Origin of the sequence: Xanthomonas pisi DSM 18956 (assembly GCF_001010415.1) — a bacterium.
In the GTDB taxonomy this organism is placed as follows: Bacteria; Pseudomonadota; Gammaproteobacteria; order Xanthomonadales; family Xanthomonadaceae; genus Xanthomonas; species Xanthomonas pisi.
The window spans coordinates 25,597-42,641 of record NZ_JPLE01000003.1 but is presented as its reverse complement, the minus strand read 5'-3'; the positions used below and the strand labels follow the sequence as shown (position 1 = coordinate 42,641).

The 17,045-nt window shown below is 65.9% G+C and carries 17 protein-coding genes and 1 tRNA gene; 13 read left to right on the top strand and 5 right to left on the bottom strand.

The window, feature by feature from the left end:
- The first annotated feature begins 284 nt into the window (after positions 1-284).
- The 6 genes from mutY (at position 285) to Y887_RS00365 (ending at position 3,685) form a co-directional block, all read left to right on the top strand.
- A complete protein-coding gene (mutY, locus tag Y887_RS00390) occupies positions 285-1,358 on the top strand; it encodes an A/G-specific adenine glycosylase (protein ID WP_046962460.1) in 1,074 nt (357 codons plus the stop codon).
- Between the two features lie 21 nt (positions 1,359-1,379).
- The gene (locus tag Y887_RS00385; RefSeq protein WP_046962459.1) at positions 1,380-1,658 is read left to right on the top strand and encodes an oxidative damage protection protein; all 279 of its coding nucleotides are present in this window, start codon (positions 1,380-1,382) and stop codon (positions 1,656-1,658) included.
- Positions 1,659-1,778: 120 nt separating this feature from the next.
- Positions 1,779-2,054 (top strand): DUF3658 domain-containing protein, encoded by a 276-nt coding sequence (locus Y887_RS00380; protein WP_046962458.1) that lies wholly within the window; start codon positions 1,779-1,781, stop codon positions 2,052-2,054.
- Between the two features lie 389 nt (positions 2,055-2,443).
- A complete protein-coding gene (locus Y887_RS00375) occupies positions 2,444-2,800 on the top strand; it encodes an ArsR/SmtB family transcription factor (protein WP_084725883.1) in 357 nt (118 codons plus the stop codon).
- 1 nt (position 2,801) lies between these two features.
- A complete protein-coding gene (locus Y887_RS00370; protein ID WP_046962457.1) occupies positions 2,802-3,242 on the top strand; it encodes a YeeE/YedE family protein in 441 nt (146 codons plus the stop codon).
- Positions 3,239-3,685, top strand: coding sequence for a DUF6691 family protein (locus Y887_RS00365; RefSeq protein ID WP_046962456.1), 447 nt, complete (start codon positions 3,239-3,241; stop codon positions 3,683-3,685). The genes Y887_RS00370 and Y887_RS00365 overlap by 4 nt, the downstream gene beginning before the upstream one ends.
- Before the next feature lie 218 nt (positions 3,686-3,903).
- On the opposite strand, the gene Y887_RS00360 is transcribed toward Y887_RS00365, so the two are convergent.
- Positions 3,904-5,529, bottom strand: coding sequence for a hybrid sensor histidine kinase/response regulator (locus Y887_RS00360; protein WP_046962455.1), 1,626 nt, complete (start codon positions 5,527-5,529; stop codon positions 3,904-3,906).
- 343 nt (positions 5,530-5,872) lie between these two features.
- Between Y887_RS00360 and Y887_RS00355 the strand changes: the two genes are divergently transcribed.
- Positions 5,873-6,532 (top strand): class I SAM-dependent methyltransferase, encoded by a 660-nt coding sequence (locus Y887_RS00355; protein ID WP_046962478.1) that lies wholly within the window; start codon positions 5,873-5,875, stop codon positions 6,530-6,532.
- Between the two features lie 27 nt (positions 6,533-6,559).
- On the opposite strand, the gene Y887_RS00350 is transcribed toward Y887_RS00355, so the two are convergent.
- Positions 6,560-7,126 (bottom strand): hypothetical protein, encoded by a 567-nt coding sequence (locus Y887_RS00350; protein WP_104612212.1) that lies wholly within the window; start codon positions 7,124-7,126, stop codon positions 6,560-6,562.
- 411 nt (positions 7,127-7,537) lie between these two features.
- On the opposite strand from Y887_RS00350, the gene Y887_RS00345 reads away from it, so the two are divergent.
- Positions 7,538-9,001 carry a S41 family peptidase gene (locus Y887_RS00345; protein WP_084725882.1) on the top strand — a complete coding sequence of 488 codons (1,464 nt, stop codon included), beginning with the start codon at positions 7,538-7,540 and terminating at the stop codon, positions 8,999-9,001.
- A 34-nt stretch (positions 9,002-9,035) separates the two neighbouring features.
- Here Y887_RS00345 and Y887_RS19980 read toward each other — a convergent pair whose 3' ends face one another.
- The 3 genes from Y887_RS19980 to Y887_RS00335 all read right to left on the bottom strand — a co-directional run bounded on the left by Y887_RS19980 (position 9,036) and on the right by Y887_RS00335 (position 10,233).
- A complete protein-coding gene (locus Y887_RS19980; protein ID WP_146093431.1) occupies positions 9,036-9,263 on the bottom strand; it encodes a hypothetical protein in 228 nt (75 codons plus the stop codon).
- A 347-nt stretch (positions 9,264-9,610) separates the two neighbouring features.
- Positions 9,611-9,886 carry a hypothetical protein gene (locus Y887_RS00340; protein WP_046962452.1) on the bottom strand — a complete coding sequence of 92 codons (276 nt, stop codon included), beginning with the start codon at positions 9,884-9,886 and terminating at the stop codon, positions 9,611-9,613.
- Between the two features lie 271 nt (positions 9,887-10,157).
- Positions 10,158-10,233: transfer RNA gene (locus Y887_RS00335), tRNA-Phe, on the bottom strand.
- A gap of 180 nt (positions 10,234-10,413) precedes the next feature.
- Between Y887_RS00335 and Y887_RS00330 the strand changes: the two genes are divergently transcribed.
- The 5 genes from Y887_RS00330 to dxs all read left to right on the top strand — a co-directional run bounded on the left by Y887_RS00330 (position 10,414) and on the right by dxs (position 16,976).
- Positions 10,414-10,950, top strand: a complete 537-nt coding sequence (locus Y887_RS00330; protein ID WP_046962477.1) for a lipocalin family protein — start codon at positions 10,414-10,416, stop codon at positions 10,948-10,950.
- A gap of 108 nt (positions 10,951-11,058) precedes the next feature.
- Entirely contained in the window at positions 11,059-11,532 is a 474-nt protein-coding gene (locus Y887_RS00325) for an LEA/WHy family protein (protein WP_046962451.1), read from the top strand.
- A 38-nt stretch (positions 11,533-11,570) separates the two neighbouring features.
- Entirely contained in the window at positions 11,571-13,364 is a 1,794-nt protein-coding gene (locus Y887_RS00320; RefSeq protein ID WP_046962450.1) for an acyl-CoA dehydrogenase C-terminal domain-containing protein, read from the top strand.
- 557 nt (positions 13,365-13,921) lie between these two features.
- A complete protein-coding gene (locus Y887_RS00315; RefSeq protein WP_046962449.1) occupies positions 13,922-14,578 on the top strand; it encodes an HNH endonuclease in 657 nt (218 codons plus the stop codon).
- Between the two features lie 481 nt (positions 14,579-15,059).
- The gene (dxs, locus tag Y887_RS00310; protein ID WP_046962476.1) at positions 15,060-16,976 is read left to right on the top strand and encodes a 1-deoxy-D-xylulose-5-phosphate synthase; all 1,917 of its coding nucleotides are present in this window, start codon (positions 15,060-15,062) and stop codon (positions 16,974-16,976) included.
- Positions 16,977-17,045: the final 69 nt, after the last annotated feature.

Below are 17,045 nucleotides of genomic sequence, written 5' to 3'. Positions count from 1 at the left end.
TTGCTGCAGGCCGGGCGCACGGTGCAGCAGGTATCGCACGGCCGGTCGCATGCCAAACGCGTGCTGGAGTTCGCGCGCCCCATGCCCGCCTCGCTACGTGCAACACAGTGCAGCAATGCGGCGGTGTCTTGGTACCACGCACCTCAGGCGCCGCACTGGGCTGGCGCCGGAGACCTGTTCTGCCAGCAGTGCCTGGCCGGCATGGCGTTTCCACTGCGCTGAGCCCGCCACCGCAACATCGCGCCTGTGACCGGCACCGCCCTCCTTTACCGCCAGCAGACCTCATGCCCGCAGATCTCGCCGCTTCATCCGCTGACGCCTTTGTCGCCCCGTTGCTGCACTGGTTCGACGGCCACGGCCGTCATGACCTGCCCTGGCAGCATCCGCGCGCGCCGTATCGCGTCTGGCTGTCGGAAATCATGCTGCAACAGACGCAAGTTGCAGTGGTCATTCCGTACTTCCAGAAGTTCGTTGCACGCTTTCCGGCACTTGCCGATCTGGCGGCAGCCGACAACGACACGGTGATGGCGCACTGGGCCGGGCTGGGCTACTACGCACGCGCACGCAATCTGCATGCGGCCGCCAGGCAATGCGTTGCCTTGCACGATGGCGAGCTGCCACGCGACCTCGATGCATTGCTCGCGCTGCCCGGCATCGGCCGCAGCACCGCCGGTGCGATCCTGAGCCAGGCGTGGAACGACCGTTTCCCCATCATGGATGGCAACGTCAAACGCGTCATGACGCGTTTCCATGGCATTGCCGGCTATCCCGGTCTGCCGGCCGTCGAAAAGCAGCTGTGGCAGCTGGCGACAACCCATGTCGCGCATGTGCCCGACGGCCGCCTGGCCGACTACACGCAGGCGCAGATGGATTTCGGCGCCACCCTGTGCACCCGCGCCAAACCGGCGTGCGTGCTGTGCCCGCTGCAGGATACCTGCGTCGCCCGCCGCGAGGGCCTGGTGGATGCGCTGCCGACGCCCAAACCGGGCAAGGTCCTGCCCGAGCGCGAAGCGACCGCGCTGCTGCTGGAAAACGCCCAAGGCGAGATCCTGCTGCAGCGCCGCCCCCCCACCGGCATCTGGGCCGCGCTGTGGACGCTGCCGCAGGCCGACACCGACAGCAGCATGCGCGCCTGGTTCGACGAACATATCGATGGCAGCTACGAACGCGCCGATGCGATGCCGCCGATCGTGCACACCTTCAGCCACTATCGCCTGCATCTGCAGCCGTTGCGCCTGCGCAAGGTCGCACTGCGCGCGGCGGTGCGCGACAATGACGATCTGCGTTGGGTCGCCCGCGCCGATCTCGGAGCGCTGGGCCTGCCGGCGCCGATCCGCAAGTTGCTCGACACGCTCTAAGCACGCCTCAAAGGAATTCGCATGTCCCGCACCGTGTTCTGCCAGTACCAGCAATGCGATACCGACGGCCTGGATTTTGTGCCGTATCCCGGCGAACTCGGCCAGCGCATCTTTGCGCAGATCGGCAAGAGCGCGTGGCAGGCATGGCTGGCGCACCAGACCATGCTGATCAACGAAAACCGGCTATCGCCGCGCGACCCCAAGCATCGCGCCTTTCTCGAGGCCGAACTGCAGAAGTTCCTGTTCGAGCGCAATGCCGATAAGCCCGAGGGCTATGTGGCGCCGCTTGGCGAGGAATAGTTGGCGCACGCACTGGGATGTTGCGGGTGCGGAGTGGCAGCGAGGCCGGGAGTCGGTCGCTGCAACGCGGGAGCGCGCATCCTGTGGCCATGCCCCGGGAATAGGCAATGGTGATGCACGATGACGAGCACTGGCCCATCCGGCAGTGAGCCGGGCGCAATCGATGCGTTTATCACCGGTGCTGTCGACGCGCGGTGGCAAAAGGTCGCGATGCTGATTGCGAAAGCCCTCACCGACGAGCGGTTGAATCTGGCCGACGTTGAGGATGCGGCCGACCAGGTTGCGCAGCGTATTGCCGGCCTTGTTCGCAGCGGTCGGCTCGAGGCTGCGGGCGATATGACCGACTGGCGACATGGCGAGGTGCGCCTTGCCACGCACGCGCCACACCCCCGCTGAAGCATCCGCTTTGGCCACTGCGTCGTACAGCGCGCGACTTCAAGCGTCCAAGAGCGGCTGACAACACGACTACGCTCACCGCCAGACAGTGCGCCCGACGCGCAGTACGGCATGTCCCGCACGCGCACCCGGTCCTGCGCACCGCCCGCATCTGCCTGACGACTGCTCGCGGCGCTGTCTGGCCGTGTCAGATCCCCAGGCCCGAGTTGCGGCACAGCGCATTCGCCCGCTGCGCTGCGCGCGTGCCGAGCGGCGATCGAGCGCCTGCGTGCCTTGCGATCTCTGCTGGTGTGGCAGCTCGGGGGGTGAGGTTCCGGTGGCTGCCGGCCACACCCTCGGCCTCTCACACTCCATTGCAGCACATTCTATTTTTAAGTAGATTGAAAGGCATGCCGACCCATGCCACGCCCGCACTGCCACGATTTCGCGCCGACCCTGCCAGCATGCAGCGCCTGCGCGCGTCGGCCGGGCGCGCCTGTAGCCTGCTCAAGGCCATGGCCAACGAGGATCGCCTGCTGTTGCTCTGCCAACTGGCCCAGGGCGAGCGCAATGTCGGCGAACTGCAGGCGGCCACGGCCATCGTGCAGCCCACGCTGTCGCAGCAACTGGGCGTGCTGCGCGACGAAGGCCTGGTCGGTACCCGTCGCGCGGGCAAATACATCTATTACCACCTCGCCAGCGCCGACGTGCTTGCGGTGATGCAGGCCCTGTATGCCAGCGTATGCGGCACAGCGGAGCCAGACTGACATGGTCGTCGACTGGAGCAGTTTCACCCCGTTGAGCGCATTGGCCGGGGGCGGCTTGATCGGCCTTGCCGCCGCGTGGCTATTGGTCTTTGAGGGACGCATTGCCGGCGTCAGTGGCATCGTCGGCGGCTTGCTGCAGCGCCAGGGCCGCGATGAACGCAATTGGCGGGGCGCGTTCGTGCTCGGGTTGCTCGGTGCCGTGCCACTGTGGGCCGTCGTACGGCCCCTGCCTTCCATGCAGTCGCAAGCCACATTGTGGTGGTTGATCGGCGCAGGGGTGCTGGTGGGATTCGGTGCGCGCATGGGCGGCGGCTGCACCAGCGGGCATGGGGTATGCGGCATCGCGCGTGGCGCACGCCGCTCGCTGGTCGCCACCGCCGTGTTCATGGGCGCGGCGATCGCCACCCATGCCCTGCTCGCCACGTTGCGGGGCGTTGGGTGAATCGGGTTCTCAGCAGCGCGATCGCCGGGCTGATCTTCGGGACCGGCCTGTTGCTCTCAGGCATGGCCGATCCGACCAAGGTCCTGGGTTTTCTCGATGTCGCCGGACGTTGGGACCCATCGCTTGGGTTGGTGATGCTCGGCGCCATCGGCGTCGCAGCGCCTGCGTTCCGGTGGGCGCGGCGGCGTGGTCGAACACTGCGTGGTGCATCGCTGCAGCTCCCCAGCCATCGGCAGATCGACGGCCCACTGCTATGGGGCAGCGCGCTGTTCGGCATCGGCTGGGGATTGGTGGGGCTATGCCCGGCGCCGGCACTGCTGGGCGCGGCTGCACTGCAGCCGTCCAGTCTGGTGTTCGTGTTGGCGATGCTGATCGGCATGCGGCTGCACCTGCTGTATCGACGGCGCGCCGAACCTGATCCGCATTGCAGATCGCGCCGCTAACCGCCGCAACTGCATCGCCGGTCATCGGCAGTGCAGACCACGGCCAAGGCTTGCGTGCATTCGCGCACGCGATCCAACGCAGGTGTACCGATGACCATGGTGCTTCCACGGTCACGCTGCGCGAGCAGTGCGGTCTTGCAGCGGCAGCCAAGCGGCCATACCGGCCGCATCGGTAACGCCACCGCAGCGCGGCGGCGTTACCGGGTATGACGACGTCCTCAGCCCACCCCGGTCGGCCCGTCCAGCAACATGCGGATGCGCTTGAGCAATTCCTTTTGCGTGTAGGGCTTGTTGACCACGTCGAATTCGGCCCCGCCCACGTCGGTGCGCTGGATGCTGGCGTCGGCATAGCCGGTCGTGAGCAACACCTTGATCCTGGGCAGCAGGCGGCGTGCTTCGCGCGCGAGCACCACGCCGTTCATGCCGCCGGGCATGATCAGATCGGTGAACAGCGCATCCACTTCCGGATGCTGCTCGAGTAACTCGATCGCCTCGCGCCCACTGGCAGCAGAGAGGATGCGGTAACCGGCGTTTTCCAGGAACATCCTGGCCACCACCGCCACGTCCTGCTTGTCTTCCACCACCAGGATGGTTTCGCTGCCGCCCTTGTCGATGGCACGGCTCTTGACGGCCTGCAGGTCGTTCTCGAACTCGCTGGATGCGGGGAAATACAGCCGCACCGTCGTTCCTTCGCCCACTTCGCTGTAGATGCGCACGGTGCCGCCGGACTGCTTGACGAAGCCGTACACCATCGACAGACCCAGCCCCGTCCCCTGGCCCTCGTCCTTGGTGGTAAAGAACGGCTCCATGACGCGGCTGGCCACCTCCGGCGGCATGCCCGAGCCGGTGTCGCTGACGGCAATGCTCACGTAGCGGCCCGGCGCCAACTGGTGATGCATGGCCAGATCGTGGCTGGTGATTTCCACGTTCTGGGTCTGCACGGTCACTTCCTTGCGCTCGGACTGCGCCATCGCATCGCGCGCATTGATCAGCACGTTCAACAGCGCCACTTCGGCCTGGGTGGTGTCGATCTGGCAGTTCCACAACCCCTCTTCCAGCGACTGCCGCAGGCTGATGCCGCCCCCCAGCGTGCGCTCGGCCATGTTGTTCATGCCCGACACCAGGCCATTGAGATTGACCACCCGGCCCCGCAATTTCTGCTTGCGCGAAAACGCCAGCAATTGCTGGGTCAGGGTGGCCGCCTTGGCCGCAGCGGTTGCGGCATGTTCGGCGCTGAAGGCGATGCGTTCGGCATTCCTGGCGGCATCGCCGGAGACCATCATCTGGATCACTTCCAGATGCCCGGACATCACCTGCAGCAGATTGTTGAAATCGTGCGCGATGCCACCGGTCAACTGCCCCAGCGCTTCCATCTTCTGCGCCTGGCGCAAGGCGTCCTCGGCATCGCGGCGACGGCTCACATCCAGCTGCGAACCGAAGAAGTAGACCAGGTTGCCTTGCTCGTCGAACACCGGCGAGACGAACAGCGCGTTCCAGAACGACGAGCCATCCTTGCGGTAATTCAGCACCTCGGTGGCAAATTCGCGGCGTTGCTCGATGGACTCGCGCACGTCCTGCACGCTGGCCGGATCGGTTTCCGGGCCCTGCAGGAAACGGCAGTTGTTGCCGATGATCTCCTCGGCCGAATACCCGGTCATCTCCAGGAACGCCCGGTTGGCGAACACGATCGGATTGTCGGGCAGGTGCGGGTCGGTGACCGTCATCGGCATCCGCGTGGTTTCCACCGCGGCAAAAAAGATATCCGAGCGATGCTTCTCCACAGGCAGGCTGCGAGATTCGCTGATATGAGGCGCCCGTAGCTCTCCGTGACGGGTATCGTTCAAGTGATGTTCTCCGCGGGGCCATCCCCGTGGCGACAGTTTAATTGGCTGCGGTGAGCTGATCCCTCACATCGATGAGCCTTTCCGGTACGGCTGCGCGCGCCAATGCAACCAAATGCAGCGGCCCTGCGTAGTGGCGCATTCCGGGGTCGCCGCGCAGTGCGGGCAACGCAGCTGCTTAACGCAGCACGCCGGTGCCGCCCGGCCCGTGCGCGCGCCCAGGCGGCTTTGCCGTAGCATGCCCATGCAGTTCGCAGCTCCTGCGCCGTCGTCCCGCCGTGTCGGTTGCGTCGCGCGCGCCTTCCCCCACGCCGGCGTGCGCGCCTGGCGACCAGGCGACGCCACCATGCCGGGCTATCAGACCCAGATCCACGAGCTGACCTTCGGGCAGCAGACCTACGTCATCCGCGCGTTGACGGACAAGCAGCAATTTGCCGACCCGGACGACGCAGCCGCCGACGCCGGCATTTCCTCGGCGCAATGGAGCCTGTTCGGCCAGGTATGGCCGGCAGGCCGGTTGCTGGCCGAAGCGATGGCGACGCGGCCGGTGGAAGGCAGGCGCATTCTCGAGCTGGGCTGCGGCCTGGGCCTGGCGAGCCTGGTATTGCGCAAACGCGGCGCCGACGTGGTGGCCAGCGATCACCATCCGCTGGCAGAGGTCTTTCTGGCGTACAACGCCGCGCTGAACGCGCTGGACTCGGTGCCGTACCGCCGCCTCGACTGGGACGCGTGCGCCTCGAACATGGGCCAGTTCGACATGATCATCGCCAGCGACGTGCTCTACGAAACCCGCCACGCCACCATGCTGGCCAAGCTGATCCCGGGGTTGGCCAAGCCGGCATGCGAGATCGTGGTCAGCGACCCTGGCCGCGGCAACGCCAATGCGCTTTCGCGCATGCTGGCCGATATCGGGTTTTCGCTGATCGCCGGCGAACGCCAGGCCTCGGCACAGGTGGCCAAGGCCCCGCGCCTGTTCGTCTATCGCCGCAAGATGGACAACTGGTAGCCGGCAGGCAGCTGAGGATGCTTTGCCTCAGGGCGCAGGCGTGTAATCGGAGAGCAGCACCGGCTTGCGCGGATCGGCCTTGATTTCCTTGTGCTCGCTCAGGCGCAGCGCATCGGCGTCGGGCGTGTCGTCGGTATTCAGTTCCCAGGCTTCGATCACGCGCTTGTGGAACAGGAATGCATGGCGTGTGCGGTCGTAGCGGAAGGTGATGTAGTCGGTCCAGTGCTGGCCGCAGGCCACGCCATTTTGCACGGTGAAGTAGGCGCCCTTGGCCACCAGGCCGTGTTCGTCATCCAGAAACGGATCGCACTGCCCGCCCTCGTCGGCCTTGAAGATCACCCGCGTGTTGCGTGCGGCTTCGACAACGCCACCGTCCGCGGTCGCAACCAGAACCAGCAAGGTCCGCGCCGGCGCCGCGCGGCCATCCGCACGCAACGTCTGTTCTGCGGATGCACGCAATGCGACCACATAATCCTGCCGGCCATCGCCAGTGAGATCTGCGCTGGCGACACGCATCACCGACTGACCGGCAGGCAATACGTTGGCAGCGGCTGCGGGCAGCGTGGCGGCGCCAGCTGGCAGCGCCATTGCCATTGCCATTGCCGCCGTCCACCACCAGCATCGCATTGTCATGGCCGTTCCCTCATCTGGTCTGCGTCGAGCGCGCAAGCATAGCCGGCCATCCTTGCAGTTGCGCGATGCCTGCGGCTCGACCACACGCTCGATGACGATGCCGACCTGGGCGCCGCTCAGGAGCGGACAGTAAGTCCACCCACCCAACTACAGACGGCGCCCCTACCGCACGACAGCGCTCAGTCGCGCTCTTGCACGGCCTCGCTCGGTGGATGCTTTCGACATCGTGCGCCAGAGGTCACCGTGCCGTATAGCACCCCATCACCACGCAACCGCGACTTATCATCGACGCAGGCGAAGCCGCGCTGCAGGCGCGCCAAGCCCGCATCGCCCCACCGGGCAACAGCCCTGCACCGCACTTCTTGGAACTCCATGAAACGATTCATCGCCTGTCTCGTACTCGCCACATGCTGCCTTTGCGCCACAGCGTCGGCCGAAGAGCTCGGGGCGTATCTGCGCACCCACTACCCCTCGTTGAGATACGTCGAGCGCTACCGCGCCACGTATCCGGAAGACGTGCTGGGCAGCGCTGACGCATGGGCTGCAAGCGCCAGACTTGCGCCCGAAACGACAGCCAGCACTGTTTCGCGGCGCCTTGTCGGCCTCGCGGACCAGCACGTCGCGCTCACCGGGGCCAAGGCCGGCAAGACCGAGGCCCTGGGCGTTCTGTTCAGGACCTCGAGCGATGGTCACATGATCGTGTGGCGCATCCTCGATGCGCGCATCACCGGCCTCGCGCAAGGCGACACGGTTCTGCAAATCAACGGAACACCTACGGCGGCATGGCTGAAAAGCGCGGCAGACCTGACGTTCGGCGGCAACACGCGCGCGCGACAAGCCGAAGCCGCCCTGTCGCTCGCACTGGGCACGCCAGCGGCGCATCAGGTGGCCGGTGCCGGCAAGACGGTTGCACTGCGCGTGCAGAGGTTTGCGCAGGCGCCGCGCCAGGTGGCGCTGCACTATCAGCCCATGACCCAGGAGCTTGCGCGCACGCTGGCATCGGCGGTCGACGTGCCCGATCTGCCGGAGGTTGCGCAAATCGGCAACACCAGGGTGGGCAGCATTCGCCTGGGCGCGTTTGCGCCGCAGTACAACGCCACGTTCACCCAGGCGGCGGACGCCAGGGAGACCGCAACGCCGCAGACCAACGACCCGGACGCCGCCATGTTGGCCGGGTTTTGTGCGGTCACCCGGGAACTGATCGGTCGCTACGATGCCATTGCCGCGCGCTCGGATGTCATGCTGATCGACTTGCGCGGAAACATGGGTGGGTTCGCCCGCGAAGTTCGCGGATTTTCCTGGGCGCTCACTGGACGCAAGCCAGTGAAGACGTACGAGATGCGCGCCTCGGGAACGCCGGGAAGCGTGCGCCTGGAAGCGCTGCAGGACGATGCCAGCTGCGGCAGCGTCGCTTCGCACAAGCCGCTCATCGTGCTGGTGGATGCAGGCACCCGATCGGCCGGCGAATTGTTGGCCACCTACCTATGGGCCAGCGGCGCCACGATCATGGGCGAGCGCACCATCGGTGCCGGCGGCGGCCGGGATTCGGAAAGCCAGGGTGTGGCGTTGGGCGATTCCGGATATCGCGCGCTTGTCAGCGAGAGTTTTTATATTTTCGATCCGACGGAAGATCTGCGCGTTGGCGAGATGGACGAAGCGACGCTCGTTGATCGCGTGGCGGCAGACGGTTTTCGCCCGAGCCGAACGCACCCGTTCGCGACCCAGTCCATCGGCGTCGTGCTTGATGTGCCGCTTGCGATCGATGCGGCGGACTTGAACGATGGCGGTCAGGGTCTATTGCTGCGCGGCTTGGTCGCGGCCGGATTGACCAAGTGATTCTCCGCCGCTCCACCGCAGGCCTGTGAATACATCAGCGCTGATTGCGATCATGCCGCGTTGCATCGATCGCCGGATGCAGCCACTCCAGTGGCGATGGCAAGGCAATGGCGCGGCTACAACTGCCCAGCGACTGCCAGAGCTTTGCTGACTGCGTTGTTGGCGCGGTTGTCTTGGCGCGGTTGCGATCGCGTCCAAGTAAGTGAGCATATTGCAACCCAGCCATGCAAAAGCGCGCAGGCCAATCAATCAATGACGGCATGACGTAAACCAGAATGCATTGCATGCCAGCAAGAAGAACACCTGCGCGCGGCGCTGCAACATCTCGAGCGGCGGTGCGGCCACTGCCGGTGCGGTGGCGCTGGAGGAACTCGGCGCATCCGACCCAGGCCCGCGTGCTGCGCGATGCGGCGTTATCTGGGCAGCAGCACGTCGCTGCCGGCTGCGCGCAAGCTCACGATCGTGCCTGGCGTGTCGGCCGCGACAGCGACCGCATCCTGCGCGAAGGACTGCAAATGCAACTGCATTGCGTGGTGCTGCTCCAGCGGAACGGTAAGCGACGGACTGCAGGGACGGCTGGGGGCCATCGACGCGCCGACCGACAAGGCGTTACTGCCCATCCAGTTCGCAGGCGCGGTATTCCTTCGGGTCGAGAAAATCCGCCAGACAGGACCCCACGCGCAATGCCTGTTCGCGCGCATCGCCGCGATAGTCGCCCTCGCCCGCCCCTTCGATGGTGGCGATCGGTGCGGCGCGGTCGCGGTGATAGACGAATGCGGTCGACGACCAGCGCGTCTGCCCGGGCGCCTGACTTTCCATCGTCTCCACGCGGAACTCGCCGCAATACCCGTGGATCAATGTGCGTCGAAGTGTCTTGTGCGTCATGCGCAAAGTATCGCCATGCCGAGTTGAAGGTGACGTGGAAACACGCGCCGACCGCCCTGCGCATCTCAATGCGCCTGTCGCTGCACGACGCGTAAAAAGAGGCCAGAAACCCCTCCCGGTAGTCGCATCGCATGGCGTCGAAACAGACAGCAACCGGCACAGCCAGCTGCAAGCACTGGCAACCAGTGCAGAGTCAATCAGATCGAAGGGAGATGTTGCCGTCGTCATCAGCGCGAAGGAACAACCCACTTGCGCTGCGAGACTGAAGAAATGGTGGCCGAGGACGGAATCGAACCGCCGACACGGGGATTTTCAATCCCCTGCTCTACCAACTGAGCTACTCGGCCACTAACCCAACACTGCTGCCAGCGTTGCGAGGACGCGCATCATAGCGAGCAGGCGCAATTTGGGCAAGCGTTGTGACGAACTTTGTTGCAGCCTGGCGTCAGGGCCTGCATTTCTTGCGCCGGTTCACGCCGCGCGGCGGGGGCGATGGCCTAGCCTGCGCGCGTCAACCGGAGATCGTCATGCGCCTGCCCCGCCTGCTGTTGTCGTTCCTCGTCCTGCTGCCGGTTGCTGCGTCTGCGCAGCAACCGGTGCGTGCGGTGACGCAGCTGGACCTCTCGCGCTATGCCGGGCAATGGCATGAAATCGCGCACCTGCCGGTGTCGTTCCAGAAGAAGTGCCGCAGCGACATCACCGCCAGCTACACCTTGCGCGACGACGGACTGATCGGCGTGCGCAATGGCTGCCGCACCGCCGATGGCACCATGGCGCAGGCCGAGGGAGTGGCGAAGCCGGTCGCCGGCCACGCCGGGCAGTTGCAGGTGCGCTTTGCGCCGGAATGGTTGAGTTGGTTGCCGCTGGTCTGGGCGGACTACTGGGTGATCGCCCTCGACCCTGACTATCAGTGGGCGGTGGTCGGCGAGCCGGATCGCAAATACCTGTGGATCCTGTCGCGCTCGCCACAGATGCCGCGCGCGCAGCTCGAGCAGCTCAAGGCGCAGGCCACGCAGATGGGCTATGACCTGTCGCCCCTGATCGTGGCAGCGCCCTTGCCGTGAGTCCGGGCATCGGCTGACCGGCAGCGCAGCGGCGGCGGCGGCGGCAAGGCAGCGTCCGTACTGCGTAGTATTCTTGGCGCCGCCTGACACCTGCCAAGGACCACTTACATGCGTGCCTATCGCCTTCTGATCGTGTCGCTGGCCTGTGGCCTGCTGCTGAGCGCCTGCGGCGGCGCGGTCCGCCGCGTGTCCGAGCCGGCGGCCAGCATCCAGCAGCTCACCGTGCGTGCCGACGGCTCCTGGTCGGTGGATTTGCGCCTGCAGAACTACAGCAGCATCCCGATGCAGTTCGAGCGCGTGGCGCTGGAAATTTCTGCCGGCGAAGAGGTGGCCGGCAAGCTCGACCAGGCGGTGGGGATGTCGATCGGCCCGGAAACCGCCGACATGGTGACCGTCACCCTGCAGCCCACCTCGCTGGGCCGCATCACCGTGGCCGATGTGCTTGCCGGCGGCCGCTCGCTGCCGTACACGCTCAAGGGCACGGTGTGGGCCACCCCGCAGGACAAGAAACAACGCGAGTTCGCGGTGCAATCGCGCAACACGCTCAGCCCGGCCCCCGGCCTCAACGGCGTGCTGCGCTGACGCGCACGCCTTCTGCACCATCTTCGCAAGGATCCCGCATGAGCAGCTACAGCGCCCCACTGACCGACTTCCGCTTCGCCCTGCACGATGTGCTCGGCGCCGAAGCCTTGTTCGCCCGGCTCGGCTACGCCGACGCCAGCGCCGACATCGTCGACGCCGTGCTCGAAGAAGCCGGCCGCTTCACCACCCAGGTGCTGGCACCGCTCAACAGCGTGGGCGATGAGATCGGCTGCGCCTTCGACAAGAGCACCCATGCGGTCACCACCCCACCGGGGTTTCGTGCGGCCTACGACCAGTTCGTGGCAGGCGGCTGGAACGGCCTGACCGCCGAGCCGGAGTTCGGCGGCCAGGGCATGCCGCACACCCTGGGCGTGCCGCTGAGCGAGATGATCAACTCGGCCAACCTGGCGTGGGGCAACTTCCCGCTGCTCTCGCACGGCGCCAGCGAAGCGCTGCGCCAGCATGGCGAGGCGTGGCAGCAGGAAGCGTTCCTCAAGCCGCTGACCGACGGCCGCTGGACCGGCACCATGTGCCTGACCGAGCCGCATTGCGGCACCGACCTGGGCCTGCTCAAGACCCGCGCCGAACCCAATGCCGACGGCAGCTACGCCATCACTGGCACCAAGATCTTCATCACCGCCGGCGAGCACGACCTCACCGACAACATCGTGCATCTGGTGCTGGCCAAGCTGCCCGACGCGCCTGCCGGCGCCAAGGGCATCTCGCTGTTCGTCACCCCCAAGTTCAAGGTGGATCGCGACGGCACTGTGGGCGAGCGCAACACGCTGCACTGCGGCTCGATCGAGCACAAGATGGGCATCAAGGGCTCGGTGACCTGCGTGATGAACTTCGAAGGCGCGCAGGGCTACCTGGTCGGCCAGCCGCACAAGGGCCTGCAGGCGATGTTTACGATGATGAATACCGCGCGTCTGAGCGTGGGCCTGCAGGGCATCGGCCTGTCCGAGCGTGCCTATCAGAACGCCCTGCGCTACACCCGCGAGCGCCTGCAATCGCGCGCGCTCAGCGGTGCCAAATTCCCCGACAAGCCGGCCGACCCGATCATCGTGCACCCGGACGTGCGCCGCATGCTGCTGACCATCAAGTCGCTGACCGAAGGCAGCCGCCTGCTGGCGCTGCACGCGGCCAGCCTGGTCGACGTGTCGCACCGCGGTGGCAGCGAACAGGAACGCGCCGATGCAGAGACCCTGGTGAGCTTCCTCACCCCGATCTCCAAGGCCTGCCAGACCGAATGGTCGATCGAAAACACCTACCACGCGCTGCAGTGCTTCGGCGGCCACGGCTATATCCGCGAATACGGCATGGAGCAGCTGGCCCGCGACGCGCGCATCACCACCATTTATGAAGGCACCACCGGCATCCAGGCGCTGGACCTGATCGGCCGCAAGACCGCCGCCAGCCAGGCCGCCGGACTCAAGCTGTTCCTGGCCGATGTGGAAACCTTCGCCAATGCGCAGGAAGGCAATGCCGCACTGGCCGAGTTCATCAAGCCCTTGCGCGACAAGTGCAGCGAATGGGCCATGTTGACCCGCGATGTACTGGACCGCGCCGCACGCAATCCGGACGAACTGGGCGCCGCCAGCTACGACTATCTGTTTTATTCCGGCTACGTGGTGCTGGCTTACTGGTGGGCGCGCAGCGTCGCGGCGGCGGATGCATCCGCACATGGCGACGATTTCAAGCGCGCCAAACGCGAAACCGCACGTTTCTACTTCGCCCGCATCCTGCCGCGCACATTGACCCACGCCGCCACCATCCGCAGCGGTGCCGCCCCGCTGATGACGCTGGAAGCGGAGTTGTTCGGCGACGCCTGAGCCAGCGCCATCACCGCTGGCTGCAACTACCGCAGGAGCGGACCTGGCCGCGACAAGGCAGTACCGACCAGCAAGGCGTCGCGCCCAGGTGCGCTCCTACGGATAAACATCGCAGGATTCCGCCACTGTCGTAGGAGCGGACCTGGCCGCGACAAGGCAGTACCGATCAGCAAGACGTCGCGCCCAGGTGCGCTCCTACGGATAAACATCGCGGGATTCCGCCACTGTCGTAGGAGCGGACCTGGCCGCGACAAGGCAGTACCGATCAGCAAGACGTCGCGCCCAGGTGCGCTCCTACAGATAAACATCGCGGGATTCCGCCACTGTCGTAGGAGCGGACCTGGCCGCGACAAGGCAGTACCGGGCCAGCAAGACGTCGCGCCCAGATGCGCTCCTACAGGACAACAAGGCCTTCGACGCGCCCGAAGATTGCGCACGCAGCACGGCGGTATCGCGGCCCAACCGGGCCTTGCTGACCCATTGATTGCAAGACGCACGCCAAAGCCGTTCGCTGCGATACACAAACTGTCAACGATCGGGTATAAGCTGTTTTCCCGATGGAGACAGACACGCACGTAGGTGATGTGATCGTCCCCGGAGGCATCTCTGCCCCGGTCGCGGGCAGCGCTGTCGCTGCGATCCAGCAACTTCCCACCTTGCGCCTGCTGTCCCTCGACGCGCACGGTCGCGTGCTGGACTGGATCAACTGGCAAGATGCCGCCTGCCTCTACGCACGCGATGCGGTGTCCTGGACGCTGGGCGAGCCCTGCATGCAGATCCACGGCGGCATTTCGCGGCTGACCGGCGAGCGCAGCACGCTGGAACTGCACCCGATCATCGCCGCACGTGGCCACGCCCGCTCGCGTGCGCTGGACCCGACCCCAACCCTCAGCAACACGGCGTTGTTCGCACGCGATTCGCAGCTGTGCATGTATTGCGGCCAGCACTTCAGCCGCCCGCATCTGACCCGCGACCACGTCATGCCGGTCTCCAAGGGCGGGCGCGACAGCTGGGAAAACGTGGTCACCGCCTGCTTCCAGTGCAACTCGCGCAAGGCCAACCGCACGCCGCAGCAGGCGCACATGCCGCTGCTGGCAGTACCCTACCGGCCGAGTTGGATCGAGCACCTGATCCTGTCCAACCGCAACATCCTGTCCGATCAGATGGCCTTCCTGCGCGCACAATTGCCCAAGCGTTCGAAGTTGTCGCTGTAAGGCTGGCTGGGTGCGGCCACCCACGACGACGCACTGAACCACGCCCGCAACGCCAGCCGCTGCGCTGATGGCTGCGTGATCGGGCAAGCGACTTACGCGCCTGCGACCGGTGTGGTCATCAGTCGAAGACTCGCCTGACCTGGCTTGCCTTGCATTCCACCTGCGGCGCCTTCGCCGATCACGCCACCAAGCGAAAAGCCGCCGCTTCCACCGACAGCACGCTCCCGCGCTCGCCCATCCGGCCAGCGCGTGAGGCGACGACGGCATCAGCAATCCCCACGATGTGCCGCCGGTGGACTGGATGCGGTACCCGAACATCCCGCCTCCAGGGTGCGGCAGATTGCCGCAGGCCCCGGCAATGCCTGCGCAGGCCAGCAGCGACGGCGCGTCCGGCCATCACCGCCCGCTGACAGCTGAACCGGTTTGCTTGCCGGGCCTTCGCATGGGGAGGACAATATGGCTTCAGAACATTGACACGATGATGATCGACTCCACCCGCTACCCGCGTCTGTCCCGCATCCAGACCCCCGACGACCTGCGCAGCTTCGATGAAGCCGAGCTTGCGGCAATCGCCGAGGAGCTGCGTGCCTATCTCATCGAATCGGTCGGCAAAAGCGGCGGGCACTTCGCAGCCGGCCTGGGCGTGATCGAACTCACCGTCGCCCTGCACTACCTGTATCAGACCCCGGTCGATCAGCTGGTGTGGGACGTCGGCCATCAGACCTATCCGCACAAGATCCTGACCGGGCGCCGCGACCAGATCCACACGGTCAAGCAGAGGGACGGCGTGGCGCCGTTTCCCAAGCGCGAAGAAAGCATCTACGACACTTTCGGCGTGGGCCATTCGTCCACCTCGATCTCGGCCGCGCTCGGCATGGCCATTGCCGCGCAGCGCAATGGCGACGATCGCAAGGTCGTGGCGGTGATCGGCGATGGCGCGATGACTGCCGGCATGGTCTACGAAGCGCTCAACCACGCCGGTGGCATGGACCCGGAACCGAACCTGCTGGTGATCCTCAACGACAACCGCATGTCGATCTCCGAAGCGGTGGGCGGGCTGACCAAGATGCTCGGCCGCGCCAGCGGCAGCCGCACCCTCAACGCCATCCGCGAAGGCGGCAAGAAGATCCTCGGCGACAAGAAGAACAACCCGACTGCGCGCTTCGTGCGGCGCTGGGAAGAACACTGGAAAGGCATGTTCGTGCCGTCCACGCTGTTCGAGGAAATGGGCTTCCATTACACCGGCCCCATCGATGGCCACGACCTGCCCGGTCTGGTCGGCGCACTCAAGACCCTGAAGACCCTCAAGGGTCCGCAGCTGCTGCACGTCATCACCACCAAGGGCAAGGGCTACGAGCTGGCCGAAGGCGACCAGATCGGTTACCACGCGGTCGGCCCGTTCGATCCGAGCAAGGGCCTGGTGGCCAAGACCGGCGCCAAGAAGCCAACCTATACCGATGTCTTCAGCGACTGGGTCTGCGACATGGCCGCCGTCGAGCCCAAGCTGCTGGTGATCACCCCGGCAATGCGCGAAGGTTCGGGCTTGGTGCGTTTCAGCAAGGAATACCCGCAGCGTTACTTCGATGTGGCGATCGCCGAGCAGCACGCGGTGACGTTGGCGGCCGGCATGGCGACCCAGGGCGCCAAGCCCGTGGTGGCGATCTATTCCACCTTCCTGCAACGCGGCTACGACCAGCTGGTGCACGACGTGGCGGTGCAGAAGCTCGACGTGCTGTTCGCGATCGACCGCGGTGGCGTGGTCGGCCCCGATGGCGCCACCCACGCCGGAAACCTGGATCTGAGCTTCCTGCGCTGCGTGCCGCACATGGTGGTGATGGCGCCGGCCGACGAAGCCGAATGCCGTCAGATGCTGAGCACCGGCGTGCGCTACGAAGGTCCGGCGGCAGTGCGCTATCCACGCGGCACCGGCCCGGGCAGCGCGCTCGACGCATCGCTCACCGCCTTGCCGATCGGCAAGGCGCAGCTACGTCATGACGGCACACGCATCGCACTGCTGGGTTTTGGCGCAAGCGTGGATGCGGCAGAAGCGGTCGGCCGCGAGCTTGGCCTGACCGTCGTCAACATGCGCTTCGTCAAACCGCTCGACAAGGCCATGCTGCTGGAACTGGCCAACAGCCACGAAGGCTTCGTCACCATCGAAGACAACGTCGTTGCCGGTGGCGCCGGCTCGGGCGTGGCCGAACTGCTCAATGCCGAAGCCATCACCATGCCCATGCTGCACCTGGGCCTGCCGGACAGCTTCCAGCACCACGCCAGCCGCGAAGACCTGCTGGCCGAAGCCGGCATCGACCATGCAGGCATCCGCGCCGCCGTGCTCAAGCGTTGGCCGCAGCTGATGGCCGGCAAGGCACCGTCGTTGAATGCGGCTGCGGGCTGAGGCTCGCGGTAGTTAGACGCGGCGGTAGTTGTGGCAGGCGATTGGAGAATCGCCTGCCCGTATCAACGC